This is a genomic window from Corynebacterium alimapuense (assembly GCF_003716585.1).
In the GTDB taxonomy this organism is placed as follows: Bacteria; Actinomycetota; Actinomycetes; order Mycobacteriales; family Mycobacteriaceae; genus Corynebacterium; species Corynebacterium alimapuense.
Map to the genome: position 1 here is coordinate 762,583 of NZ_PTJO01000003.1, position 23,867 is coordinate 786,449.

At 59.4% G+C, this 23,867-nt stretch carries 20 protein-coding genes and 3 tRNA genes; 8 read left to right on the top strand and 15 right to left on the bottom strand.

Translation table 11 applies throughout. The features are described 5' to 3' along the window. Positions 1–3: 3 nt before the first annotated feature. Entirely contained in the window at positions 4–654 is a 651-nt protein-coding gene (gene orn / locus C5L39_RS04910) for an oligoribonuclease (protein WP_123047723.1), read from the top strand. A gap of 55 nt (positions 655–709) precedes the next feature. Beyond that, a tRNA-His gene (locus C5L39_RS04915) sits at positions 710–785 on the top strand. A gap of 187 nt (positions 786–972) precedes the next feature. Here C5L39_RS04915 and C5L39_RS04920 read toward each other — a convergent pair. The 5 genes from C5L39_RS04920 to C5L39_RS04940 all read right to left on the bottom strand — a co-directional run bounded on the left by C5L39_RS04920 (position 973) and on the right by C5L39_RS04940 (position 5,513). After that, positions 973–1,134, bottom strand: a complete 162-nt coding sequence (locus C5L39_RS04920) for a zinc transporter permease (protein WP_123047724.1) — start codon at positions 1,132–1,134, stop codon at positions 973–975. Further along, positions 1,121–1,465 (bottom strand): ArsR/SmtB family transcription factor, encoded by a 345-nt coding sequence (locus tag C5L39_RS04925; protein ID WP_123047725.1) that lies wholly within the window; start codon positions 1,463–1,465, stop codon positions 1,121–1,123. Before C5L39_RS04925 ends, C5L39_RS04920 begins: the two co-directional genes overlap by 14 nt. A gap of 220 nt (positions 1,466–1,685) precedes the next feature. Then, positions 1,686–3,188 (bottom strand): FAD-dependent oxidoreductase, encoded by a 1,503-nt coding sequence (locus C5L39_RS04930; RefSeq protein WP_123047726.1) that lies wholly within the window; start codon positions 3,186–3,188, stop codon positions 1,686–1,688. Positions 3,189–3,331: 143 nt separating this feature from the next. Next, complete coding sequence (locus tag C5L39_RS04935) at positions 3,332–4,189, bottom strand: aldo/keto reductase (RefSeq protein ID WP_123047727.1); 858 nt, start codon at positions 4,187–4,189, stop codon at positions 3,332–3,334. A 121-nt stretch (positions 4,190–4,310) separates the two neighbouring features. Continuing rightward, a complete protein-coding gene (locus tag C5L39_RS04940) occupies positions 4,311–5,513 on the bottom strand; it encodes a L,D-transpeptidase (RefSeq protein ID WP_245974875.1) in 1,203 nt (400 codons plus the stop codon). Between the two features lie 252 nt (positions 5,514–5,765). On the opposite strand from C5L39_RS04940, the gene C5L39_RS04945 reads away from it, so the two are divergent. Next, positions 5,766–5,838, top strand: a tRNA-Lys gene (locus C5L39_RS04945). 152 nt (positions 5,839–5,990) lie between these two features. On the opposite strand, the gene C5L39_RS04950 is transcribed toward C5L39_RS04945, so the two are convergent. Next, positions 5,991–7,238: a glutaminase gene (locus tag C5L39_RS04950; RefSeq protein WP_123047728.1), complete on the bottom strand. Its 1,248-nt coding sequence runs from the start codon at positions 7,236–7,238 to the stop codon at positions 5,991–5,993. 131 nt (positions 7,239–7,369) lie between these two features. Between C5L39_RS04950 and C5L39_RS04955 the strand changes: the two genes are divergently transcribed. Next, positions 7,370–7,933 (top strand): nicotinamidase, encoded by a 564-nt coding sequence (locus C5L39_RS04955; protein WP_123047729.1) that lies wholly within the window; start codon positions 7,370–7,372, stop codon positions 7,931–7,933. A gap of 81 nt (positions 7,934–8,014) precedes the next feature. Here the strand turns inward: C5L39_RS04955 and C5L39_RS04960 are convergent, their stop codons facing one another. Then, positions 8,015–8,293: a DUF3618 domain-containing protein gene (locus C5L39_RS04960; RefSeq protein ID WP_123047730.1), complete on the bottom strand. Its 279-nt coding sequence runs from the start codon at positions 8,291–8,293 to the stop codon at positions 8,015–8,017. Positions 8,294–8,410: 117 nt separating this feature from the next. Here C5L39_RS04960 and bcp point away from each other — a divergent pair, with 117 nt between their 5' ends. Both bcp and C5L39_RS04970 read left to right on the top strand, forming a co-directional pair. After that, positions 8,411–8,881, top strand: coding sequence for a thioredoxin-dependent thiol peroxidase (bcp, locus tag C5L39_RS04965; RefSeq protein WP_123047731.1), 471 nt, complete (start codon positions 8,411–8,413; stop codon positions 8,879–8,881). Between the two features lie 6 nt (positions 8,882–8,887). Then, on the top strand, positions 8,888–9,565 hold the full coding sequence (locus C5L39_RS04970; protein WP_123047732.1) for a TetR/AcrR family transcriptional regulator: 678 nt from the start codon (positions 8,888–8,890) through the stop codon (positions 9,563–9,565). On the opposite strand, the gene acpS is transcribed toward C5L39_RS04970, so the two are convergent. The 4 genes from acpS to C5L39_RS04990 form a co-directional block, all read right to left on the bottom strand. Then, positions 9,562–9,975 (bottom strand): holo-ACP synthase AcpS, encoded by a 414-nt coding sequence (acpS, locus tag C5L39_RS04975; protein WP_123047733.1) that lies wholly within the window; start codon positions 9,973–9,975, stop codon positions 9,562–9,564. The genes C5L39_RS04970 and acpS overlap by 4 nt on opposite strands. Before the next feature lie 88 nt (positions 9,976–10,063). Further along, positions 10,064–19,135, bottom strand: a complete 9,072-nt coding sequence (locus tag C5L39_RS04980; RefSeq protein WP_123047734.1) for a type I polyketide synthase — start codon at positions 19,133–19,135, stop codon at positions 10,064–10,066. Positions 19,136–19,341: 206 nt separating this feature from the next. Further along, positions 19,342–19,557, bottom strand: a complete 216-nt coding sequence (locus tag C5L39_RS04985; RefSeq protein ID WP_123047735.1) for a hypothetical protein — start codon at positions 19,555–19,557, stop codon at positions 19,342–19,344. Positions 19,558–19,732: 175 nt separating this feature from the next. Continuing rightward, positions 19,733–19,814, bottom strand: a tRNA-Leu gene (locus C5L39_RS04990). 84 nt (positions 19,815–19,898) lie between these two features. Here C5L39_RS04990 and C5L39_RS04995 point away from each other — a divergent pair. After that, positions 19,899–20,321, top strand: a complete 423-nt coding sequence (locus tag C5L39_RS04995; RefSeq protein ID WP_123047736.1) for a hypothetical protein — start codon at positions 19,899–19,901, stop codon at positions 20,319–20,321. Next, on the top strand, positions 20,318–20,677 hold the full coding sequence (locus C5L39_RS05000) for a DUF3817 domain-containing protein (protein ID WP_123047737.1): 360 nt from the start codon (positions 20,318–20,320) through the stop codon (positions 20,675–20,677). Before C5L39_RS04995 ends, C5L39_RS05000 begins: the two co-directional genes overlap by 4 nt. An 84-nt stretch (positions 20,678–20,761) precedes the next feature. On the opposite strand, the gene purU is transcribed toward C5L39_RS05000, so the two are convergent. From purU to C5L39_RS05020, 4 genes are read right to left on the bottom strand one after another with little or no spacing between them, the layout of a single operon-like run. After that, entirely contained in the window at positions 20,762–21,679 is a 918-nt protein-coding gene (gene purU, locus C5L39_RS05005; RefSeq protein ID WP_123047738.1) for a formyltetrahydrofolate deformylase, read from the bottom strand. Positions 21,680–21,689: 10 nt separating this feature from the next. Next, positions 21,690–22,322: an RdgB/HAM1 family non-canonical purine NTP pyrophosphatase gene (gene rdgB, locus C5L39_RS05010; protein WP_123047739.1), complete on the bottom strand. Its 633-nt coding sequence runs from the start codon at positions 22,320–22,322 to the stop codon at positions 21,690–21,692. Positions 22,323–22,328: 6 nt separating this feature from the next. Next, entirely contained in the window at positions 22,329–23,060 is a 732-nt protein-coding gene (gene rph, locus C5L39_RS05015) for a ribonuclease PH (RefSeq protein ID WP_123047740.1), read from the bottom strand. 18 nt (positions 23,061–23,078) lie between these two features. Beyond that, on the bottom strand, positions 23,079–23,846 hold the full coding sequence (locus tag C5L39_RS05020; protein WP_123047741.1) for an MBL fold metallo-hydrolase: 768 nt from the start codon (positions 23,844–23,846) through the stop codon (positions 23,079–23,081). Positions 23,847–23,867 lie beyond the last annotated feature (21 nt).

The following is a 23,867-nucleotide window of genomic DNA, read 5'->3' on the forward strand; positions in this document are numbered from 1 at the left end:
GACATGACTCAAAAGGACAATGGCATGAAGATTGCGGAGAAAAACGATCGCCTCGTATGGGTCGATCTAGAGATGACCGGATTAGATGTGCACCAGCACGTCATCGTAGAGGTGGCGGCACTGGTGACCGATGCTGATCTGAACATTCTCGGCGAGGGCGTCGACTTGGTTGTCCACGCCACCGAAGAAGAGCTGTCAAAGATGGACGACTTTGTCGTCAACATGCACAACTCCAGCGGATTGACCTCGCAGATCCGCGAGTCCACGGTCACCATGACCCAAGCCGAGGATGCCGTGCTTGAGCTCATTGCCGAGCACTGTTCGCCTGAGCATCCCGCCCCGCTGGCCGGAAACTCCATCGCCACTGACCGCACCTTCATTCGGGAGCAGATGCCGCGGCTAGATGCTGCGCTGCACTACCGCATGGTCGATGTTTCTTCCGTTAAAGAGCTCGCCCGCAGGTGGTTCCCTAAGGCCTACTTCCAGCAGCCAGCCAAGGGAATGGCTCACCGAGCACTAGCCGATATTGTGGAGTCCATTCAAGAGCTCTCCTATTACCGTCGCGCGGTGTTCGTGGAATCTCCAGGCCCGTCAACCAGTGAAGCAACCGAGTGCGCACGCGCTGCAACCGCCGACTACCAGCGGTTTTTGTAAAATCCCGCTGATGAGATAACCTTGATCTCGCTGCTTGCGAAAGCGTGCAGCAATGGTGGCTGTAGTTCAGCTGGTAGAGCACCAGGTTGTGATCCTGGGTGTCGCGGGTTCGAGCCCCGTCAGCCACCCCAAAGATGAAATCCCCTGGCCTTGAAAACAAGGTCAGGGGATTTTTCTATCATCACCAAGTCCTCACAGGTAAGGAAACACTAGCTACTAGGTAGCTGCTCCAAGCGTGCGGGCAGCGAATAAAAAAGTGAGAGAGGGGTGGATGACTAATGTCATCCACCCCTCTCTCAGTTAAAGAAAACGACGCGATCAGTGCTCGTCGTAGTGGCCGCCGTGCACAGCGTGGCGATGTCCATCATGCAGGTAATCCATATGGTCTTCGTGCTTGATGGCCTCATGGCCACAGTTAGGTCCGTGCTCGTGCTCGGTGACGGTATGTTCAGCTGTTGCGTGCTCGTTAGTGGTGGTCATGATCATTTCCTTCCGCAGAGGGGGTGACGGTTGCTTCTGCAGCATCAGCTTCAAGGACATGGATGAGAGCATCAGCGATCACATGCGAAACATGCAGGTCAGCAATTCGGTAGATAACTTCCTTGCCCTGACGCTCCGCAGTGACGAGGTTTGCTTGACGCAACGTTCGTAGATGCTGAGAAGTCAAGGGCTGCGAAAGTCCAGTTACCTCAGCCAATGCTCCTACCGCGAGTGGCGTTCGCTCAATGGCGCACAGCAATTCGAGCCTGGAAGGGTTCCCCAGGATCTTAAAAAGCTCTGCTGCTTGCACGATGCCGGACTCTAATGCCATGCCTCAAGTACAGCACGTAATTCAAGATATTGCAATATCAATATATGTATATACCTAAGCCCAGCGCTTCCCACTCGAACCACGCTGCTAAGGCTGCCATTGCTAACAGAGGCGCCAAGACCAGCACGGGCCACCAAGACACAAACATCGCGGTACACAATGCACCACCACCAGCCCCCATGCCCGATTAGGCACCTGGGGGCTAATAAAGGAAGGTCAGCTAGTTCCTAGCCGGAATGCTCAGTCCCAGCATCTGCGGTGCAGGGGTACAGCAGCCACTCGGAGCTGACTTAGAAACGACCGGCTCGGCAGGCTCGACCCCACCACAGCAGCCACTTTCAGCAGGCTCGGCTACCTCCGACTCAACCGGAGCAGCCCCGCAGCAACCTTCCTCAACCGACCCAGTCGCCCCACTAGGCCGCGGCGCCGGAGCGTCGCAGCTTCCACCAAGGTCAGTGGTGCATACGCCAGTCTCGGGCAAATCCAAATGGACAGCATCGGCGGCGGCACGGTCCCCGGCTAGTGCGGCCACGATCGAGCGGACCTGCTCATAGCCGGTGGCCATAAGGAAGGTTGGGGCGCGTCCGTAGCTCTTCATACCTGCGATGTAGAAGTTCTTTTCGGGATGAGCAAGTACGCGCTCACCATGCGGGGAAACGGAACCGCAGCTATGGAACTCCGGGTCGATCAACGGTCCTAGTTCCGCCGGGGCCTCGACGGCGATGTCGAGTTCCAAGCGCAGCTCAGAGAGAATAGTGAGATCAGGACGGAAGCCAGTGGCCGGAACGAGTAGGTCAACCTCGATCAGCTGCTGGCCATCCGGGTTCTGCCCGTGCACGCTCAACCGCTCGCCTGCCTCAAAAGAACTAATAACCGTCGAGGTATGCACCTGAATATCGCCGGAACTGACCAAGCGGCGCAGGCGACTGCCCAGCGCACCGCGCGCGGCCAGCTCGTCGTTGTCTTCGCCGCCATAGACGTGGTTGACATCTGCAGAGCGCACCGCCCAGCTGATCTTGGTATCTGGGTACTGCTCCGCAAGATCAGCCAACTCCAGTAGGGAGTTCGCGGCGGAGTGTCCAGCACCAACGACTAAGACTTCCTTGCCGATAAAGCGCTCACGGTCACGGCCCAGAATGTCCGGCAGAACCTGGGTAATTAGGCCCTGTTCGCGAGCTTGTCGCTCACCCGGTGCCGGCAGCCCAGCCTGACCCAAGGGGTTAGGGATCGACCAAGTACCTGAGGTATCGATCACGGCAGCAGCGTAAATATCTTCGATATTGCCATCTGAATGCTCGACGCGAACAATGAACGGAGTGTTGTCACGCTTAGCCGTGCGGGTCTTGTCCATCCCTAGTTTGGATACGGCAATTACACGGGTATGAAAGCTCATAGCCGAGGCCAGTTCCGGAATGGCAGCCAGCGGCTCGAGGTAGCTCTCTCGCAGCTCATGCCCGGTGGGCAGGCCATCATCGGCTGGGGCGATCCACCCATGGGACTCAAGCAGGCGCCGAGCCGCGGTGTCGATGTTGAACTCCCAGGGCGAAAACAGCCGGGTATGGCCCCACTGGGAAATTGCCGCCCCAACTGTGTCGCCCTGCTCAAGCACGCGGAAAGACAAACCGCGTTCAGAAAGGTGTGCAGCGGCGGCCAATCCGACGGGGCCGGCGCCGATGACCACAACCACGTCAGTACCGGTGGCCTTGTCCAGAGGTGATGTCATGGAAGAGATAGTCTCCTAGATCGCTCGGGGGGGTGACGAGGATCCATCCGGCGCACAGCACCAAGAACGTATCGACGTCGATCGATCCTTACCGTATTCTCCACATCGACGTTCGTCAATACCCCAGCGCTTCTACTTGCGTCCTAACTCACACGCGCGCCACCGAGCTTGCTGGCAACCTTCGGGTCGCTGTGATCGACGATGATGCTCGACCCGGTATCTAGCGCAGAGATCCGTCCCATCTCTAGCTCATCGAGCTGAAAATCAAAGACAGCGAAGTTCTCTGCCATGCGTTCAGGTCGCACGGTCTTGGGAATCACAATGACCTCCCGTTGGATAAGCCAACGCAGCACCACCTGCGCCACGCTCTTTCCATGTCCACCTGCGATTTCGCTCAATACTGGATCAGTAAAGATCTCATTTCGCCCCTCTGCCAGCGGCCCCCAGGACTCAATCTGGACACCCCGTTGTGCCATGAATCCTTGATAGCCAGCCCGCTGGAAATAGGGGTGGGTCTCAATCTGGTTGACCATCGGAGCAATCTCATTGTGCTCGATCAGATCGACCAGACGGTCGGGATAGAAGTTGGAGACACCAATAGCCCGGATCGCACCTTCTAGATAAAGCTCCTGCATCGCCCGCCAGGAACTGTAGTAATCACCAAAAGGCTGGTGAACTAGATAAAGATCCAGATAATCCAGGCCCAGTCGAGTCATCGAGGTGCCAAAAGCGCTCTTGGCGCCGTCTTCGCCACCATCCTGAACCCAAAGTTTGGTGGTGATAAACAGCTCTTCGCGGGGAATCCCACTAGCGCGAATCGCCGCTCCCACGGCCTTTTCATTGCCATAAATGGCAGCAGTATCGAGATGGCGATAGCCCGCAGCTAGCGCGTCGGTGACCACTCGTTCGGTCTGCTCAGCCGGAATCTGGAATACGCCAAACCCCAGCACGGGCATGTTCACGCCGTTGCTGAGGGTGGCATTGGGGACAGCGCTAGTCATGGTGGCAATCTTTCCCTCTCGAGGATGTGGCGTACCACTCCACGCTACGCCAGCACACCTTCTCAGCCCGAGAAGCTGCTCACTCCCCTAGCTCAGCGGAAGAAAACTAACAGGAGATCAACTACCACGCTGAGGTCTCGTCAGCGTTACCTGCCGACCACGTCGACCACGGAATATTCCAATCGCCTAGGCCGTCATACCCCGATAGCGTCTCGCCGGAGGTGTTCTTCACAACCACCGGATCACCACGTTTAACTACGCTCTGGAACCAACTGGCAGCCTCGGTGGTGACATTGACGCAACCATGAGAAGCATTCGACACTCCCTGCTGCGATACCGACCACGGGGCGGCGTGAACGAAGATGCCGGAATAGGACATCTGGGTGGCATAGTCCACCTCCGTACTATAGCCGCCATCTTCATGGTCAAGCCCATAGGTTTCGGAATCCATCAGCAAAGAATCGTACTGGTCACCGATGATATAAGTGCCATTCGGAGTGGCCCATTTATCAGTACCTAGAGACACTGGGATAGTGCGCAAAACCTCGCCATCGCGGCTAACAGTCATGGTCTTGGTCGCATCATCTACCACCGTTGTCACCTCGTCGCCGACGGTAAAGCTAGTGGCGTTGTCATTGGCGCCATAGACTCCGTCGCCCAGATCAACACCATAGATGTCTGCATCTACGGTCACCGTGGTGCCCGGATCCCAGAACTCCTCTGGACGCCAGCGAACCTCACTGTTATTGAGCCAGTAGAACGCGCCTTCCACCTCCGGAGAGGTGGTGATGGTGATTGCGTCCTGGGCAGCCTGTCGATCATCGATGGTTGATGCAAAGCGGAAGGCGATGGTCTGCGCCACGCCTACGGTCGAATCTTCTATTGGCGATAGCGCTACTGACGAGGTCGTGGTCGGAGTCGCGGTACTGAAGCTGGCAGTAACGCTCTCCCCCTCATCATCGGTTGCTGTGACCGTATAGGTGCGGTTGTATCCAAGATCCTCAGTAGTGGCCCAGCTGCTCTTATCATCGCTAAATTCAGAGTCAACGACCTTGTCGTTCTCGTTGACCATCTCAACCTCTGCCAGCCCGTTTTCGCCGGCTGTCACAGTCACCGGAACGGAAGGATCAACATCTGTCGCCCCATCTTTCACTGACACCGTCGGCAGCTGTGCTGGCTGAGCCGAGTCTTGCTCAGAAGAAGACCCTGTTAGGCCATCCGATTCTCGCTCAATGACGCAAGCACTGAGCGTTCCCGCGGTCAATAGTGCAGTAACGGCGACTGCCCCAATGCGTTTGACCACAGACCACTGATTTTTCAACACAGACCTTCCCTAAAGCGCAATAGATATCAGACCACTCTAACCACTACACAAGCCTCTGAGGCCTCATTGGACACGCAAAACAAGAGCTTGTCACTCAATCGTTGCTATCTGCACAGACATCCGACAGGAAAGGTCGGTTATCGGCCTCTGAAAAACCCCGTTTGAACAGGCGATTTTACTAGGCCGTTGATTTCCTGTTATATTCTTCTTCGTTGCAAAGAAGAGCCCACACCGGTTCAGAAAACAACATTAGCGCCATTAGCTCAATTGGCAGAGCAACTGACTCTTAATCAGTGGGTTCGGGGTTCAAGTCCCTGATGGCGCACAATAAGACCAGATCACGGTAGGTTTTTAAACCTCCTGATCTGGTTTTTTCTATCTCTCCCCAAAGAGGTGTCTCTTACCCCCTGCCCCACAAGCAACCAAGCCAGTTAGCTGGAGCTCTCGACAACCAGCTCCAGCCGCTCGCGCTTCAAATCACAGCGACTCCACTTTGTGGGCAAAGGTCCCGTCAGCGTATTTCAGGTTGCTCACCAAGCCCTCAGGATCATAGATCCCACACCAGAACCCCTGTTCCCGAAGACGACGCAATCCTTCTTTCACAATTCGACGTCCCACCCGGTTGATCTCAGTGACCCGGGAGACGTCGAGAATGATCTCTTCCCCACCGAGGGGCTCACCAGCTAGCTCATAGAGGATATTCTCCGCAGCAAGGAAGTTGACCATTCCTTGCAACCGGATGATGGTCCGGTTGCCATCCCTGGCAATCGAGCGAACACCTGCGGCATCATAAGAATCAGAAGACATCAGGTGCAGATCCATGTCGTGGGAGAGTCGCTCGAAAAATCTCACTCCCCGAGTGCTGTTGCCCTGTGGGTCTAGGCGCGGAGAGAAAGTAGCGATGCCCAGCCGACCGGGCAGGTTACCGATTAATCCGCCGGCGACTCCGGATTTAGCGGGAATGCCCACCTTGGACATCCATCGGCCCGCGGCGTCATACATGCCCGCAGAACTCATCACTGCCAGGGTCAACCGGCACGCAGTAGGCGTGAGAATGCGCTCTCCAGTGACCGGCTGGACGCCGCCGTTGGCCAGGGTGGCAGACATGACTGAAAGATCACGAGTATTCACCAGGATCGAGCATTGGCTGGTGTAGCTGGTGACCGCGTCATGTGCATCATCATGAATGATGTCGTAATTGCGCAACATATAAGCGATAGAAAGATTGCGGTCGGAGTGACTAAGTTCGGAGTCGCGCACCTGCTCATCGATGGTCAGCTCCCGGCCAGCCAATCGGGAAAACAGCTTCCGGATTTTCTCCACGCGGTCTTCCACGGAGGAATCTTCACCGTTGATGATCTGGTTAACGGCAATCGCACCAGCGTTAATCATCGGATTCACGGGGCGTTTATCGAAGGAATCCAGCGAAAGCTCGTTGAAAGCTTCCCCCGAAGGTTCCATCCCGACGACTTTCCCAACAGCGTGCTCGCCGAGTTCTTGGAGCGCCATGGCATAAACAAACGGCTTCGAGATCGATTGAATGGTGAACTCGACTTCGGCATCCCCGGCGGAGTAGATATGCCCGCTGGTGGTGCATATCGCCATGGCTAAGCGCTCGGGATCGGCGGCTGCTAGCTCAGGGATATAACCGGCAGTTTCTCCCCCGTCCTCGTCGCGTACGACATCAAGAATCTTTTCCAGATAATCAGGTATCGGGGTTCGCATCTGCATTCCACTGAGCCTACCGGCTGCAACAAGCCAGCTTATCGACGCCGCCGTCGAGGCTGATCCGGTGGGAATTGGACCGAAAATCGCTAGGCTGGGGAAAGCCTTTCGATCAATCAGGAGAGTCACTCATGCCCAGTCCCCGACGTGCCCTTGTCATCGTCGATGTTCAGAATGATTTCTGCCCTGGTGGCGCACTAGCTACCGATCGAGGCGCAGAAGTCGCTGGATTAATCGGCCGCTATCAAGATGAACATGGTCAGGGCTACGCCCATGTGGTGGCTACTCAAGACTGGCATATTGATCCCGGAGCTCATTTTTCTTCTACCCCGGATTATCTAGATACCTGGCCGGTGCATTGTGTGGCGGACTCCCACGGTGCGGCTTTTCATCCGGAGCTACAACTGTCCGGCATTGAGGAGATCTTCCGGAAAGGCGCCTACACGGCTGCCTATTCCGGGTTTGAAGGTCACGCAGAAGGAGTCAGTTTGGCTCAATGGCTGCGCCAACGCGACGTCGATAAGCTCGATGTGGTGGGAATCGCCACCGACCACTGTGTTCGGGCTACCGTTCTCGACGGTTTAGCAGAAGATTTTGAAGTGCGCGTGCTCACCGATCTGTGCGCGGCTGTAGATCCAGACCGTGCTGAAGAGACGCTTTTTGAGCTGGTCTCCGCAGGAGCCCAGCTCAGCTAACTTATTATTCGCACCGCCATCGCTTCGGCCACCTAGCTGCGATGGCGGCTCAGACGCCCAAAGAGTCTCTCACGAGACGACTTAGGAACGCCCAGCCAAGATCTTCTGCAGTTCCTCAAGATCGTTGCTGCGCTTGCGGCTACGAACGATGGCGAAAGCAATGCCACCTGCTACTACGACGCCGATTCCAGCGAGTACCTTCTGGACCTTCGGGTCCTGGAACTTCGCGGTTGCTTCGCGCTTGGCGCCCTCTACGAGGTTTTTAGGCTTGGTACGGTCCGCCAGCTCATCCAGAGTGCTGGCGAGCTGGCGACGGGTGCGCTCGATCTCGCGCTGGATGTCATCGATATCTCGTGCCACTTGGGTTCTCCCGATTCACGTTTTACTAGAGGACGATACTAACTATGAGGGTAGTGTAACGCGGCCTGGACATGCACGGTGGGCTCTCCGCATAGCTCGACCGGTATGGTGAGGGATATGACTGATTCCTCACGTCTTACTGTCGGCGACAATGCACCTGAGTTCTCACTGCCCGATGACACCGGAAATTTGGTCTCTCTTTCCGATTTCGCGGGCCGACGAGTACTCGTCTACTTCTACCCACGCGCTAACACGCCAGGGTGTACCACCGAGGCTTGTGACTTCCGCGATTCCCTGGCACAGCTCAACGAGCAGGAGGTCACGGTGCTGGGCATCTCCCCCGATGCTCCGGCGAAATTGGCTACCTTCCGCGCCGATCATGGTCTGACCTTCCCGCTGCTTTCAGATGCCGATAAGTCGGTCATGACTGCCTGGGGAGCCTTCGGGGAGAAAAAGAACTACGGAAAAGTTGTCCAGGGCGTCATCCGTTCGACCTTCCTCGTGGAAGCCGACGGAACAATCGGGTTTGCGAAGTACAACGTCAAGGCCACCGGGCACGTCGCCCGCATCTTGCGCGATTTGGGATAGTCAATCATGAGCAAGAAACTGATTAGCGTCGATGCGGCTGCTGCCGATGCCACCGAGGAAGGCATCCTCGTACCTCGGCGGCGCCCTGCCCAGGCACGCAGCCGGGAACGGTTCAACCGAATCCTCAGCGCGGCCCGCAGTGTGCTCGTCGACGTCGGATTCGAGTCTTTCACCTTCGATGAAGTAGCCCGGCGCGCGGAAGTGCCCATTGGGACGCTCTACCAGTTTTTTGCCAACAAATATGTTCTCATCTGCGAGCTTGACCGAGTAGATACCGCGGAGACTGTCGCGGAGCTCAAGCAATTCAGCCAACGAGTGCCGGCCCTGCAGTGGCCCGATATTCTCGATGAATTTATTGAGCACCTATCGCGGATGTGGCGCGAGGATCCTTCTCGGCGCGCAGTCTGGCATGCCGTGCAGTCCACGCCTACGACTCGGGCCACTGCTGCTGCTACTGAAAAGCAGATGCTCGACATCATCTCCGAGGTCGTGGCTCCGCTTTCGCCGAACACCACCCCGCAGGAGCGCCAACGGCTGGCGGGATTGTTGGTACATACGGTCTCGTCGCTACTGAACTATGCGACGCTCGATCTGGGCGGCGATGACACCGCCTCCTTCGATTCCATCGTCGAGGAAATCAAGCGCATGCTGGTGGCCTACCTCTTCGCGGTAGCCACCAGCTAGCTCAGGTTTGAACGCTGCTCTAGCACGCAGGTAGCCGTCGCATAATCACCGTCATGGCTGATCGAGAGGCTAGTAGAGATCTCCCCCAGGCTGGTGTGGACGGCATCTGCCACCACTCCACGAAGTTCGAAGGCCACCCTCCCCCAGCGGTCAGGGCAGACCTCGATCTCGCGAAAATCTACCTGCTCAGGTGAAAGCACTGGCGCGCGCCCATAGATCGCCTGCGACCAGGCCTTGATGAAGGCTTCTTTGGCCGCCCATCGGCCAGCTAAGTGCAGGGAACGATCCAGACGAGTCGAGGCCGTTCGCAGTTCCAGGGCGCTAAATACTGCCTCAAAGCGAGAACCGGGCATCTCCATTTGCTCCCGAAAACCCGGGATATGGACGAGATCGACACCAATGGAATACATGCCGATTATCTTCCCACACACGACAAGGCCCCCGGTGTCCGCTGGTGGCGGTCATCGGGGGTCTTGATCAAGCTTCGGCGAGTCTTAGTTAGCTGGTGATCTCATCACCAGTGCGCAAAACACCCTCGACTAGGCGGGCGTCATCGTCGAGCAAGACCGAGGCTTCCCTAGCCTTGACGCTGTCTCCGGTACCGCCTAGGTTGCGATCGGCAGGACGCTCGAAGAGCGGGTCGCCACCGTGCATGGCACCAACGATACGGCGCAATCCGGCAGACTCCCGGGCGGCTGCGGCCAGAACCCACGCGGTAGCAGCTTCTTGACCACGCTCAGCGCTCAAGGCGGCCAGGAAAGCACCCGGGTGGACAATAGCCACCAGTGCGGAGACGTGTCCAAAGCCCAAGGAGGTCACCAGGCCAGCCTTGGGTGCCTGAGCTGACAGATCCAGCGGCTTACGCAACCACACCAGGTGCTGATGCTTAGCCAAGACTGGGTCAACAGAATCCAGCGACATATTCGCCGGGACCAGGCCAGAACGCAGCACCTGGGTCAGACCGATCATCTGGAAGGCGGCAGCACCGCCCTTGGCATGTCCGGTCAAGGACTTCTGCGAGACCACATAGAGCGGGTTGCCATCGCTGCGACCGATAGAGGCAGCGATGCGCTCGTGCAGGTCGGACTCGTTGGGATCATTGGCATTAGTGGAGGTGTCGTGCTTGGAGATAATCGAGACCTCGTCGGCGGACACACCCACCTTGGCCAGCTGGTTGGCCAGACGTGAGTCAGCACCGCCACGAGCAGCACCCAATGCGCCCAGGCCAGGGGCCGGGATTGAGGTGTGCGCGCCATCGGCGAACGACTCAGCGAAGGCTACTACGCCCAGGACTGGTAGCCCCAGATCAGCGGCGAGGGAGCCACGGGCCAGCAGCACGGTGCCGCCGCCCTCGGATTCAATGAAGCCGCCACGACGACGGTCATTGGCTCGGGAGAAGTAGCGGTGATCGATGCCCTTGGCTTCCATCTCCGCGGAATCAGCGGTGGCTGCCATATCGCCGAAGCCGGTGATGCCTTCGATGGAGAGATCATCGAGACCACCAGCGACCACAAAGTCGGCCTTGCCGATGGAGATCTTGTCGTAGCCTTCTTCCACCGAGACTGCAGCTGTGGCACAAGCGGCCACCGGGTGGATCATCTGGCCGTAGCCACCGACATAGGACTGCATGACATGCGCGGCCACGACGTTGGGCAGCGCCTCCTGCAGGATGTCGTTGGCGCGCGGCTCTGCCAGTAGGCCATCGAGGTAGAGCGAGCGCATCGACTCGACTCCGCCCATGCCGGTGCCCTGGGTAGAAGAGACTCGGGCTGGGTGCAGGCCGCGCAGCAGCTCCGCCGGGGTGAATCCGGAGGAGAGGAAGGCATCCACGGTGCAGACCAGGTTCCATAGCGCCAGACGATCGAGGTTGTCGATCATATCGGCCGGCAGACCAAAGACTGCCGGGTCGAAGCCCTCGGGGATCTGGCCGCCAACAAAGCGCGACATGGTCACCCGGCGCGGGACGCGCACGGCGGATCCGGTGTGGCGAACCACGGTCCACTCACCGGACTCGGCATCAACATAGGCCGAGGTGTGATCTGGCTCGGAGGAGACGAAGCTGCGGGCTTCTTCCTCGGAAGCGACGGTGAAGGACAGGTCCTTATCCAAGTAGACCGTGGTCAGCTCAGGTGCGAGGTTGTTGACCATGAAGAAATCATCGTGGTAGCGGCGAATGCCCACTCGGGCGAGGACTTCATCGTGGAAGTGCTCGTAGATATCTTCTTCAGCGATCTCATTGTCATCGGCATCGACCCAGGCGTCATCCCAGCGGATCAGTCCCATGCTCCAGGCCAATTCGATGACTCCGGCAGCGGTGAGGTCACCGCTGAGCTCGGCGTCGAAACGCGTGCGGGCAGAGCCGTAGGGGCCCAACTCGCCGGCGCCCACGATGACGATCATGTCCTCGAGGCTGGTGGAGACGTCGGTGAACTTCGGTGCGGTCCACTCGAAGCGACGGTATGGGCTCGGCAATGCGCGCAGGGTGCGTGGCTCGGTGACTTCCTGCTTATCGACGCCGCCGTCTCCGGCGGCAGCAGCCGCTTCCCCGGCTTCACGGGCGAGCTCGGCGATGTTGACATCCGACTCCCCTAGTCCGCCGGTGTAATCGACGATGACGGGCGCCTGAGCGGCGCTTTCCCTAGCCTCCGGGGTGACCTGGGAAACCAAGCGCTGAGCCATTTCTTCAGTGGAGAAGGTGGTCACGCCCTTAGCTTCGATGGCATCGACCAAGGGGTCGTTGCCGCCCATCAGGCCAGTGCCACGGACCCAGCCGATGAAGGCGTGAACCAAGCTGGTGCGATCGCCCCAGACTGGCTCGGCCTTCCACCTGGTGACAATGGCATCGAGGGCAGCCTTGGATTCGCCATAAGCACCATCGCCACCGAAGCGTCCGCGGTTGGGCGAGCCAGGCAAGACCACATGCAGGCGCTTGCCCACGTTGGTATCGGTTCCGATCTCAGAAAGACCAGCGATCAAGCGTTCGATGGCCCAGAGCAGCAGGCGCATCTGAGATTCTGCGGACGGGCCAGCATCGGCCAGCGTGCCCATTACGCGCGGGGCGGCGAAGGGGAACAACAGGCTCGGGGCCAGTGCCTTCTTGAGCACCTTCTTCTGACCATTAACGGTGGCGGTCTGCTCGGTACCGATCCAGTTGATGACCTCGTCGAGATCGCTAAAGGAGCTCAGGTTGGCCGGGATGACCCAGAGAGCAGCCTTACCGCGAGCAGATCCGGCATACAGGGACTTGTAATAAGTCAGGCGCGAGTGCGACAGGCTCGAGGTGGTTACCACCACGGTGGCGCCTTCTGCCAACAACTGCTCGGCTACGGCGGCACCGATGGAGTTCGGAGAAGCACCGGTAATCACGGCGACATCTTGGGCATAGGCCAATGCGCGCTCATCGCGAGCTTGGGCTGCCAACTCCGGGAATCCGAGGTACTCAGCTTGGGCAGCTACCTGCTCACCGGCACCGGTGAGATCCAACTCTGCTGCGGTGAGCTCGCCGAGAGACACACGCGTGAGGTCCTCGCGGGCAGAGGCCCAGCGGTCGTCGAGCAGCACTGCTTGCTCGGCGTTGAAACTCGGTGCGACCTGGCGAGGCCAATCGGAGCCGAGCTCGCGGGAGACCATCTCGAACAGGTCGACGGTATCGGCTTGTTCTTCAAAGCTGTGTCCACTGATCTCGCTGATACCCAGCTGCGCCAGGATGGTGCGGGCGGTCTCCGCCAGCACGCCTTCCTTGCCGGTGACCTGCTCGGCGAACTCGCCTAGTGCTGCCGAATCCACGACTCCACCTGCGGAGCCGCCCGCTGAGGGCAAGCCCACCGCGACACCGCGGCGAGCGGCGACGGCTTGGACGGCGGCGTCGATAAGCGCATCCAATTCCTTGGCATTGCTCGGTGAGGCCGGAGCCAGGCTGGCTAGGTCACCGCCGCGCAGGGAAGAGCCTTCGCGGGCGCCCATGACGACCTCCGCGACGACGTGGTCTGCCCAGCCCTGGCCAAGCTGCCACGTGCCGGTGACGCGTTCGGCGATGTAACCGGGCTTCTTGCCGGTCGGGCCGGTGATCCGGCGCAGGGCATCCGCGCTGGCGTCACCGAGAACCGGACCAAAAGCTTGGTAGTTCTTGGCCATCTTGGTCACAGTGGCCTTCAGAGCCTCAAGTTCTGCATCCGCAGCACCGTCGATGGCACCAAGTCCGAACTCCACGCCCAGGTCCAGCAGCAGCTGGTTGCGGCGAGAAGACACGCCTTCGACGAGGGTCTCGATGGAATCGGCCGCACCCATCTGATCCGGGCGGACCTTGGTCCAGATAGACACGAGCATCTCGGTGGCATCGCCCGGGGTGAAGGTGATGTCATCCGGAGTAGCCGCACCTGCGGCGGCGACTGGAGTCGATGCTGCAGCCGCGACCGGAGCTGCCGCAGCCTCTGGTGCCGACGTGCTTTCAACCGGATCAGCTGCTTGTGTGGGCTCCGCGACCTCGCGCACGATTTCATCGGTGGCGAAAACCACCGAGCGATCACGGGCGACGTTGAGGACCTCGATGGGAGATCCAGCGTACTGCGGCAAACGCAAGGTCTGGCCGAGCATATTGGCCAGGGTTGGCGAGGTGCCAACGCCAACCTCAACGAAACGCTCAATACCCAAACCGTCATTGTCCAGGCTGCGCAGGATCAGATCCTGGGTCTCAATCCAGCGGACCGGGGAGGCAAACTGCCACGCCAGCAACTCGATGAGCAGGGTGCGGGCCAGCTTGTGTTCATCGGCTGCCGCGCTCTGCCAATCGGCGAGAATCTCAGCGATATAGGGCGAATCGACGACCTCAGCAATGGCTTCGACGAAATCGCGGCCCAGTGAGAACGGGCGGGCCACCAAGTTCGGCAGGTAGCGGTCGACCAAGATGTCGAGGTCCACGGTGGCCGGGATCAGCGAATCGAGGTGCTCGCGGAAATCATCCACGCCATCGCGCAGGTGACTGGAGTGGAAGGGCACGTCAATGCCCGGAATCACGATGAAGGCGCGCTGTCCGGGAGCCTTCTCCTCAGCATCGGCCTTAAGTGCGTTGAGTCCGGCACGAGTGCCAGCGACGGCGTACTGCACGCCGGCGATGTTGTAGTTAACAATCTCAAGGAACTCGCCGGTGCGCTCTGCAACACCTGCCACGTAGTCGAAGACGTTATCGGCGGTCAGGCGCATCTTATTCGGACGCAAGGCAGCCAGGCCGTAGTTGGAATTGCCTTGTTCATCACGCTCGACCAAGCGGTGCATGGTCAGTCCGCGACGGTAGACAATCTCCACGACCGACTCTAGGGACAACACCCCGGAGTAGGCAGCGAGGGCGTTGTACTCACCAACGGAGTGTCCGGCGAAGTAAGCATCCTTGTTCAGAGCCTCGGACTCGGCCATCTCAGCGATCTGGGCGCAACCCAGGGTGGCCATAGCCACCTGAGTGAACTGGGTCAGGAACAAGACGCCATCCGGGTGCTGGAAGCGCTCTCCGGAGACGACCACCTCGGTCGGGTTGTTCTGGACGATTTCCAGTACAGAAAAGCCCAAGCGGCTGCGGGTATGGCGATCTGCTCGGTCCCAGACTTCACGGGCTGCGGCCGAAGAAGCACGGGAATCCATCCCCATGCCCTGCGACTGGATGCCCTGTCCGGGGAAGCCATAGAAGGTCACTGGGGCGGCCATGACGGCGGTAGCAGTAAGCACCATCGCGCCATCGACGGTCGCAGTGATAGAACGAACTTCTCCGCAGCCGCGGCGATTATCCACGCCTGAGCGCTCGACGGTGAACTCGATGATCTGGCCCGGCAGAACCGGGGCCAGCATGGTGGCGGTGTATTCGACGACCCGGCTCGGAGTGGTATCCGAGGAATCTTCGGAGTAGCCAGCTGCCGCGATGAGCTCGCCGATGGCGGAGGTCCACATGCCATGAACAATGACTCCGGGCAGACCAGCTAGGCCAGCTGCGACATTGGAGACATGCAGCGGGTTACGGTCGCCGGAGACTACAGCGAACGGGTGCATGGATTCCGGGGCAGCCACGCGTGCGAAGGCACGGAAGGAACGCGGGGTATCGACCACGCTCGGCAGCGCCGAGGTATTGGTGCGAGCGGTCATATGACCGTTGCGGCCACGGATGGCGAAGCGCTCAGCGAGCTTGGCCACTAGGCGACCGTTGGCGGAAATCTCCGCACGGACTACCACTAGGCGGCCCATATCGGTATCTGCGACTTCGTCGGCGTGAGCGGTGACCTGAAGGTCTACCGCGCCGGTTTCGGTCTGGGGCAGCTGATCGAGCATGGTGATGTGGTGCTCGAGGTGTACCAGCGACAGCATGCCCTCGACCACCGAAGCTGAGTCAGTACCCGGGATGAAGGCGGAATTAACGGCAGCGAATACGGCCGGCCATGCGCGACCAACCAGAACATCTGGGGCGGTGCCCTGCACAGCCAACTCGCGAGGCAGGTAGCCGGAGGTGACGTTGTCATAATCGGCCAGCAGGCCGGAATCAAGGGTGGTGGACCACTCTGCAACGCCTTCGGCGTTGAGCTTGGCCAAGGTTCCGCCGGCGGCGACCCGGGTCAGTCCGGCCATGGCGGATTCAGCATCTGCCTGGGTGACCTGCGGGCTAGCCGACATCGGAGTGCCAGCGGGCACGGTGAAGCGGATGGTCAGGTCCACGGTGGTGCCAAAGGCGGTGGATCCGGCCAACGGAACAGTGAGCACGGCATGCTCATCGTCTTGGGCAACCACCTGAGCGCCGGTGGCGCCATGGGTGGCTGAAGCCTTGTCCTCGGCTAGCTGCCAGGACTCCGGGGAGCCGAGACGAGCAATGAAGGAGGACTGGTGGCGGCCTGCCCAGTAGGTGCCGGGTGCGGATAGCACTCGCTCAACCACGGTGGTTTTCAGCTCGGTGGCGGTTTCCCCGGCAGCTTCCAGAGCAGCAATAGCGACTCGGTTGAAGCGGTTGAGGACCTCGGCAACGGGCTCATTGGCCTGGGTGATGCCAGCCACTGCGGCAGTACCCGGGATGATGCAGACTTCATCGGCGCTATAGCGCGGGTCATGTGCCTGCCACAGCGAATCCGAACGCCACCAGCGACGAACATCGCCGTCGATAACGGGCACGAAGTTGGCCGGCTTGCCGGGCTTGCTCAGCAGCGCGCGGAACCAGATGATGTCCGCTGGGTGGAGCAGATCAGTGGCGGCCACTGGGTAAGCAGCCTTCAGTGCAGCCACTGCGGCTGCTGGGTCGTTGATATCAACCTCGACGGCCGGGGTGAAACTACCGTGATCGATATCGCTCAGGCGCGATTCCGCACGCCCGACCATCTCTACGAACCGGTTGAACCAAGACACGTCGGTCCAGGCGCCCTCATAGGGGCCGGAGACCTCCAAGTAGCGGTTGAGCCACTCAAGGTAGGTCATCGCGTCAAGATCGCCGAAATAAGGCTTACAAGTCTTGTTGATCGCGGCGATGATCTCCTCGCGCCGGGCCTGTGCAGCCTCGGTGTCACCGGCGACCTCATCGAGCAAGCGTCCGGCCTTAGCAAAGGAGTTGTCGATCTCGTGCAGATCGGCGCCGAGCTGGGAGCGACCGGAGGCGATTCCACCTTCTGCGCGCCCCGCGCCGGCCCAACCGGGGGTTCCGGCAGCTGCAACCAATGCCTGCTTAACAGCATCGGAAGCGGTGGACTCGAGGACAGCCATGGTGGCGGTGCCGACCATGATGGCATCGACCGGCATGACCGGCAGGTCGTGGGCAGCAGCCCAGGTACCGGTGATGTACTCGGCGGCCCGCTCGGCGGTGCCGATGCCACCACCGACGGCCAGGATGACGTTGGCGCGCTGACGGATCTCACCATAGGTGGCGATCAGGAGTTCATCGAGGTCCTCCCACGAGTGGTGTCCGCCGGCTTTGCCGCCCTCGACCTGGATGATGATCGGGATCTCGGGTACTTCGTCTGCGACGTCGAGGACGTTGCGGATGTGCTTGACTGCACCCGGCTTGAATACCACCCAAGGGAAGTTGGCTTCGCGCAGTTCCTTGACCAATGCGACGGCCTCGTCCTTGGGCGGCATGCCCGCGGAGACGATGATGCCGTCGATCGGGGCGCCATTGGCTCGAGCACGCGGAACCTGGCGCTTGCCCTCGATCTGGAAACGCCAGAGGTAGGGGTTCAGGAACATGGAGTTGAACTGGGCGTTGACGCCTGGGTCCAACAGCTCCGCAAGGCGCTCTAGGTTGTTTTCGAGGACGGCTTCGGTGACCTGTCCGCCGCCAGCGAGCTCGGCCCAGTGGCCGGCATTAGCCGCTGCAGCAACGATCAAGGGATCGACGGTGGTCGGGGTCATCCCGGGCAGCATCATCGGGGTGTAGCCGGTGACCTCGGTGAAACGAGTAACCAGGCGGGTGGTCCCGCCGACGGTTTCCAACCGGGGGGCGAACTGATCCCAGGAGACGGGCAATGCCGGTGCTAGGCCGGCGTCAAAAAGCTCTGCCTGACCGGCAGTTCCGGAGACATCTAGCGTGCCGACGCCCCGGCCCGCCACGATGCGGCGGGTCAGTGCGTTCATACCGCCATCGGGGCCGACTTCGAGGAGCCAGCTGGCACCGGAGGCAATGGCCTGATCAATCTCTGCGGGCCAATCAACAGCGTCAACCAAGACCTTCATTGCGGCCTCGCGGGCTACCTCTTGGTCCAAACCGGCTTTCTTGGCCCAGACCACGGTCTGCTCAACCGCAGCGTTCATGGCTGGGTGGTGGAACGCAGTCTGGACTGCCAGCGGGTTGAAGGTCGGAGCAAAGGGGGCGCCGCCGCGTTCCTTGCGCTCGATTGCCTTGGCGTCGCGAGCTGCGAATTTACCCAGCAGTTCGAGGACCGCCGCATTATCTTGCGGCCGGCCCACCAGGACATGGGAGTTGCGAGAATTGCGCAGGCCGACAACCGGGCGGATCTCTTCCGGGACATCCGCGCAAGCGTGGTCGATGGCTGCACGAAGTTGCTCTGCGGTGATGGCGTTGACTGCAATCATGGGCATCTGATCGCCCTGCTGGATCAAGCCAGTCATCCGTGCGGTCCTGGTCATTGCTGCGCCAATGAGCTGCGCAATCGCCAGGAGATCGTCGGATTCAGCGCGACCTGCCATCAACATCGCGGAAAGCACGCCTTGTGAGTGGCCAATGCTGGCGGTGGCCTGCTCTAGCTCAAGTCCCTGCCTGTCCAGCGTCTCCAACACAGCCAGCTGGGCGGTGAAAATCCCGGCAACGCTGACCGCTGCCTGGGCAGTATCGAAAGCAGGGTCGCTCTCATCGCGAGCCCAAGCAACTGGATCAAAACCAAAAGGTCGGGTGCCTGCCAACTCATCGGCTACCGGCTCCAACTTGGCTGCTGCACCATCAACGAGAGAGGTGATGGAGGTACCCACGCCGGCAGCGATGGCCGTGCGCAGGCTCTTTAGCCAATTGAATCCCTGGCCAGAAAAGGCCAAGGCGAAAGGCTCGCTATCGAAACGGTTAATCAATCGGTCCGCTCCGAAGGAAGTGCTGTAATCGGTCACGTGTGAACTCGCTCCTGTGTTTACTACTGGTGCATGACAAAAGAACGCGGACACAGGGTGCCCACAAGTTTTGATAGCCAAATATGCCACAAAATCATGAGGAAAGCGTCATCTTTGACGGCGACCTGCCGATAGGTGCATGGAATTTAATGCCATAAAGGGGGCCATGCAGTCCGGGGCGAAGGCCTAAAAGTACTTGCGTTTGCCTAAGAACGCAGCAGCGTATCGACGGCGCGACGCGCCTTAGCCAATTCCCGTTCAGCATTGATTTCTTCGTGACCTAAAACACTATTTGACTTGTCAGGGGTATCTATCACAACGGGCTTTTCGAACACCTGACAGGCGTTATCTGGGACCACTGGGGCCTGCGGAACGGTCCCCTGCTGCTCGTAATACTGATCAATCACTCGGTCAATGCTCATGAGTATCGATGCTAATGACTTCCCACACGTGCGGTCTCCAGGGACGCAACCCCCGACACATTTGCGGCCAATTCCCGAACATATGGGGCACGGCCGAAAGCGGAAAATGGCAATAAAAAACGGCCAGGTCCTCGAAAGACCTGGCCGAAAGCTTCATCGAAATGAACCCTTATTGTGCGCCCGGGGAGAATCGAACTCCCACGTCCTAAGACACTGGAACCTAAATCCAGCGCGTCTGCCAATTCCGCCACGGGCGCGTACTTGAGAAATACTACCTGTTCGATCCGAGATTGCCCCCATCGGCTCCACCTTTTGGAGGGTGCGGGGTATCGTAGTGACCCGTGAGCGATAGCAACGGCGGGAAACGACAGCGAAAGAAGGTACGTGCCTCGCACGTCATCTTCCTCAGCGTCGCTGTGTTGTGCACCATCGGATTGGCTTGGTGGCAGTGGGCGAGGTTCCAATCTGGATCCGGAACCTTCCAAAACTTGGGCTACGCGTTTCAATGGCCACTATTTGGAGCTTTTTTCATCTTCGCCTACCGCAAGTACATGGAGTACGAGAACGATCGGATCGACGCGGAAAACCACTCCGACGACCCGGATTTTCTCTATCAGGCAGATGCCGAACAATTCGATCCGCAAACCACCACCATCGATGAAGATTTCCTGCCGCCACGGCCCACCATCGACGTCGAAACGTTCAATGAACTCAATACCCCGCGCCGAGGCGCCCCCCGAGACTCTGGAGAAAGCACCCCATGACCACCCAGGCCGCACCGAAGATTCACCCCGAGCGACAACGGCGGGTAAAAAATGCCCTCCGGATCTTCTCGGTCACCGCTTGGGTGACCGGTGTATTCCTGTTGATCTTGGTCGTGCGGATGGTCTTGGAGTACGTGCTTAAAGTTGAGATTCCCGAATGGGCAACCGTGGTCGCCATCCTTCACGGTTGGGCGTTCATGGCCTACCTGCTTGCCACGCTCAACTTGGGGCTTAAAGCTCGGTGGAAGCCCATCGTGTGGTTTACCACCGCGATCTCCGGTGTCGTTCCTTTCTTGTCCTTTATCGTTGAGGCCAACCGCCGCCGCGAAGTGACCGCGGAGTTCCAGCTGGATTAATCAGCTACAGCTAAAGCAGGAGGGGCGCGTGCATATGCACGCGCCCCTCCTGCTTTAGTCGTTTCCTGCCCTCTTTAAAGGAAATTAGTCAAAGACAACCGTTCGGTTGCCATAGACTAATACTCGGTCCTCGAGGTGATAGCGCAGACCGCGCGCTAAGACGCGCTTCTCTGCGTCTCGCCCGAGTCGCTGCATCTCCTCCGGGCTATCTTTATGGGTCACCCGAATGACATCTTGTTCAATGATCGGGCCATCATCAAGATCTGGGGTGGCGTAGTGGCAGGTAGCGCCGATGAGCTTCACCCCGCGCTTATGCGCTTGGTGATAGGGGCGTGCGCCCATAAAGGACGGCAAGAAGCTGTGGTGAATGTTGAGCACCTTGCCTGCCCACATCTCACAGAAATCCGGCGGTAGAACCTGCATGAAGCGGGCGAGGACAATCGCGTCAGGCTCATAGCCGTTGACGATCTCGGCAAGTTCTTCAAAAGCCCGACGTTTGCCCACTGCATCTTTGGGAAAGGGCACTAAGTGAAAAGGCACTCCGTGGTTTTCGGCAATATAGGCCAGATTCTCATGGTTTCCTACTACCGCGACAACCTCCATCGGATAATCATTCTCCGCGACTCGCCCGAGTAGATCATGCAGGCAATGTCCCTCGCGAGAAACCAATAAGACGACCTTTTTGAGCACAGCAGTATCTGACAGCTGCCATTGCACTCGGGGGCCTAACTCTTGTGCAACAGGAAGGAAGGCTTCCCGCAGCTGCTCGATGCTCAGATCCATCGACTCAGCGCGAATGGCTTGGCGGGTGAAAAACCAGTTGTTCTGCGGATCCGCGAAATAGGCAGCTTCCGTGATCAATCCGCCGTGCCCGGCAATAAAGGTGGCCAGCCGGGCTACGATGCCGGTGTCATCCGGGCAGCCAAGGGTGAGTACAAATTGGCGCTCCCGGGTAGAGCCAGTCGGCCGGTTTCGAGGATCATCGATATTCAGCGGGGTCATTGCTAGGAGTTTAGTCCACCACGGTGGCCTGTCCTTCGGCCATGCCCCGGATCACCTCAACCAACTGTGCCAGCGCTTTCCCTCGATGAGAGAGGGCATTCTTTTCCTCTGCGGACAGCTGCGCTGAGGAGCGACCCGCAGCAACCTCATCAGCTGGAAGAAAGAGCGGGTCATAGCCAAACCCGTTGTCTCCCAAAGGAGCGCGCAACAGATGGCCTTCCCAGCGCCCCTCAGCTAGGTGTTCCTCGCCGTTGGGGGCCACCAAAGCGCAGACCGATACGAATGCGCAACGACGCCGCTCATCCGGGACATCACCCATCTGCGCCAACAGCAACCGGTTATTAGCCTCGTCATCACCATGGACTCCCGACCATCGAGCAGAGAGCACCCCAGGCATGCCATTGAGCTCTTCGACCGCTAAGCCAGAATCATCAGCGATGGTCGCCAAACCAGTTTCCCGAACCCCGGCGCGAGCCTTGATCAGGGCATTATCCGCGAAATGACGGCCATCCTCGACAGGCTCGGAGTAGGGATCGACTGCCGAAAGGGGCAGAATATCGACGCCCTGCACACCCGCCAACGCCAAGATGTGTTCGAGTTCTTTGAGCTTTTTGGCGTTATTCGACGCCACCAGCAGCTGCATGACTACTTATGCCTCCAGAGCAGCCTTTTGAGCCGCCACCAACTCGCGGCAACCCTTCTCTGCGGAATCTAACATCTGGTTGAGCTCCTCACGACCGAAGTCGCCCTGCTCGCCGGTGCCCTGGATTTCCACGAAACGACCGGACTCGGTCATCACCACGTTGAGGTCGACCTCCGCACGTGAGTCCTCCTCGTAGGGAAGATCCAGGCACACCCGACCGTCGATAAGTCCGACGGAGACGGCGGCTACCGGCGGCAACAACGGCTGGCCGGGGACGACGCCTTCGGCTTGGAGAACGGCAATCGCATCAGCCAGTGCCACGTAGGCGCCAGTGATGGAAGCGGTACGGGTGCCGCCATCGGCTTGGAGAACGTCGCAGTCGATGTTGATGGTGTTCTCGCCGAGCTGGCTCAAATCCACCGCGGCGCGCAGGGCACGGCCTACTAGCCGAGAGATTTCATGGGTACGCCCCTTGACCTTGCCGCGCATCGATTCACGCGGCATCCGGTCATGGGTGGAGGAAGGCAACATCGCGTATTCAGCGGTCAGCCAGCCTTCACCAGAGTTCTTCTTGAACCGAGGCACACCAAATTCGACGCTTGCGGTGCACATGACACGGGTGTTGCCGAATTCAACGAGCACGGAGCCTGCGGGGTTAGAAGTAAAGCCGCGGGTGATGCGAACAGAACGCATCTGGTCAAGGGCGCGGCCATCGGCACGCAGAAAATCAGAAGTCATGCCCCTCAGGTTACCCGCTCAAACAATGATCTCCAGACCGCTCTCCCCGATCGTGACCGGGCCGTCGAATTCAGTTCGGGCAGCGGCTACAGCACCATTAGGGTCTCCCCACGGCGGGATATGAATCAGCACGAGGCTGCGTGCCCCGGCTAACCGGGCAATGCGTCCGGCTTCTGCACCGGAAAGGTGCATCTCGGGCGGATAAGTACCGTTGCCCGCACCCCAGGTGGCCTCGCACATGAACACATCCGCGTCCTTGGCACATTCAATCAGAGAATCGGTCCACCCGGAGTCCCCTGAGTAGGCAACCACCTTGTTGGTGGTGTGCTCTTGGATGCGCAAAGAATAAGACTCGATGGGATGCACAGCGGGAAATGGGGTGACCGTCAATCGGTCGATGATCTGGGGTTGTCCTACCTGCCAAGAGTCGAAGGCGAAGGTATCCGACATGTCATCGACTTCATCCGGGCTGGAGGAAGACAGCCGGCCCAGATGCACGGGTGTGGTGGTGGGACCGAAACAGAGGTTGCGGGATTTTGCTGGAGCGGTCGGATGAAACCGTCGCCACACCAATAAGGAGGGGAAATCGAGGCAATGATCGGCGTGCAGGTGGCTAAATGCCACGTGCGCCTCACAGGGGTCTTGCAGCTCCTGAAGCTTGGCCATTACGCCCGGCCCGATATCCACCAGTAGCGATGGGGAGTTTTCGGTACTCACGAGATACCCGGACGCCGGATTCGTGGGACTGCTGACGCTTCCGGAGCTTCCGAGAATGGTCACCTTCATATAAATACTGTGCCACGCCCA

Coding starts and splice junctions, on each gene's coding strand:
- C5L39_RS04920 (WP_123047724.1), bottom strand. CDS start 1,134: ATGACCACCACTAACGAGCACGCAACAGCTGAACATACCGTCACCGAG.
- bcp (WP_123047731.1), top strand. CDS start 8,411: ATGACTGATTCCTCACGTCTTACTGTCGGCGACAATGCACCTGAGTTC.
- C5L39_RS04930 (WP_123047726.1), bottom strand. CDS start 3,188: ATGACATCACCTCTGGACAAGGCCACCGGTACTGACGTGGTTGTGGTC.
- C5L39_RS04985 (WP_123047735.1), bottom strand. CDS start 19,557: ATGAGCATTGACCGAGTGATTGATCAGTATTACGAGCAGCAGGGGACC.
- acpS (WP_123047733.1), bottom strand. CDS start 9,975: ATGTATTCCATTGGTGTCGATCTCGTCCATATCCCGGGTTTTCGGGAG.
- C5L39_RS04935 (WP_123047727.1), bottom strand. CDS start 4,189: ATGACTAGCGCTGTCCCCAATGCCACCCTCAGCAACGGCGTGAACATG.
- C5L39_RS05000 (WP_123047737.1), top strand. CDS start 20,318: ATGACCACCCAGGCCGCACCGAAGATTCACCCCGAGCGACAACGGCGG.
- rdgB (WP_123047739.1), bottom strand. CDS start 22,322: ATGCAGCTGCTGGTGGCGTCGAATAACGCCAAAAAGCTCAAAGAACTC.
- C5L39_RS04970 (WP_123047732.1), top strand. CDS start 8,888: ATGAGCAAGAAACTGATTAGCGTCGATGCGGCTGCTGCCGATGCCACC.
- C5L39_RS05020 (WP_123047741.1), bottom strand. CDS start 23,846: ATGAAGGTGACCATTCTCGGAAGCTCCGGAAGCGTCAGCAGTCCCACG.
- rph (WP_123047740.1), bottom strand. CDS start 23,060: ATGACTTCTGATTTTCTGCGTGCCGATGGCCGCGCCCTTGACCAGATG.
- C5L39_RS04925 (WP_123047725.1), bottom strand. CDS start 1,465: ATGGCATTAGAGTCCGGCATCGTGCAAGCAGCAGAGCTTTTTAAGATC.
- purU (WP_123047738.1), bottom strand. CDS start 21,679: ATGACCCCGCTGAATATCGATGATCCTCGAAACCGGCCGACTGGCTCT.
- orn (WP_123047723.1), top strand. CDS start 4: ATGACTCAAAAGGACAATGGCATGAAGATTGCGGAGAAAAACGATCGC.
- C5L39_RS04950 (WP_123047728.1), bottom strand. CDS start 7,238: ATGCGAACCCCGATACCTGATTATCTGGAAAAGATTCTTGATGTCGTA.
- C5L39_RS04955 (WP_123047729.1), top strand. CDS start 7,370: ATGCCCAGTCCCCGACGTGCCCTTGTCATCGTCGATGTTCAGAATGAT.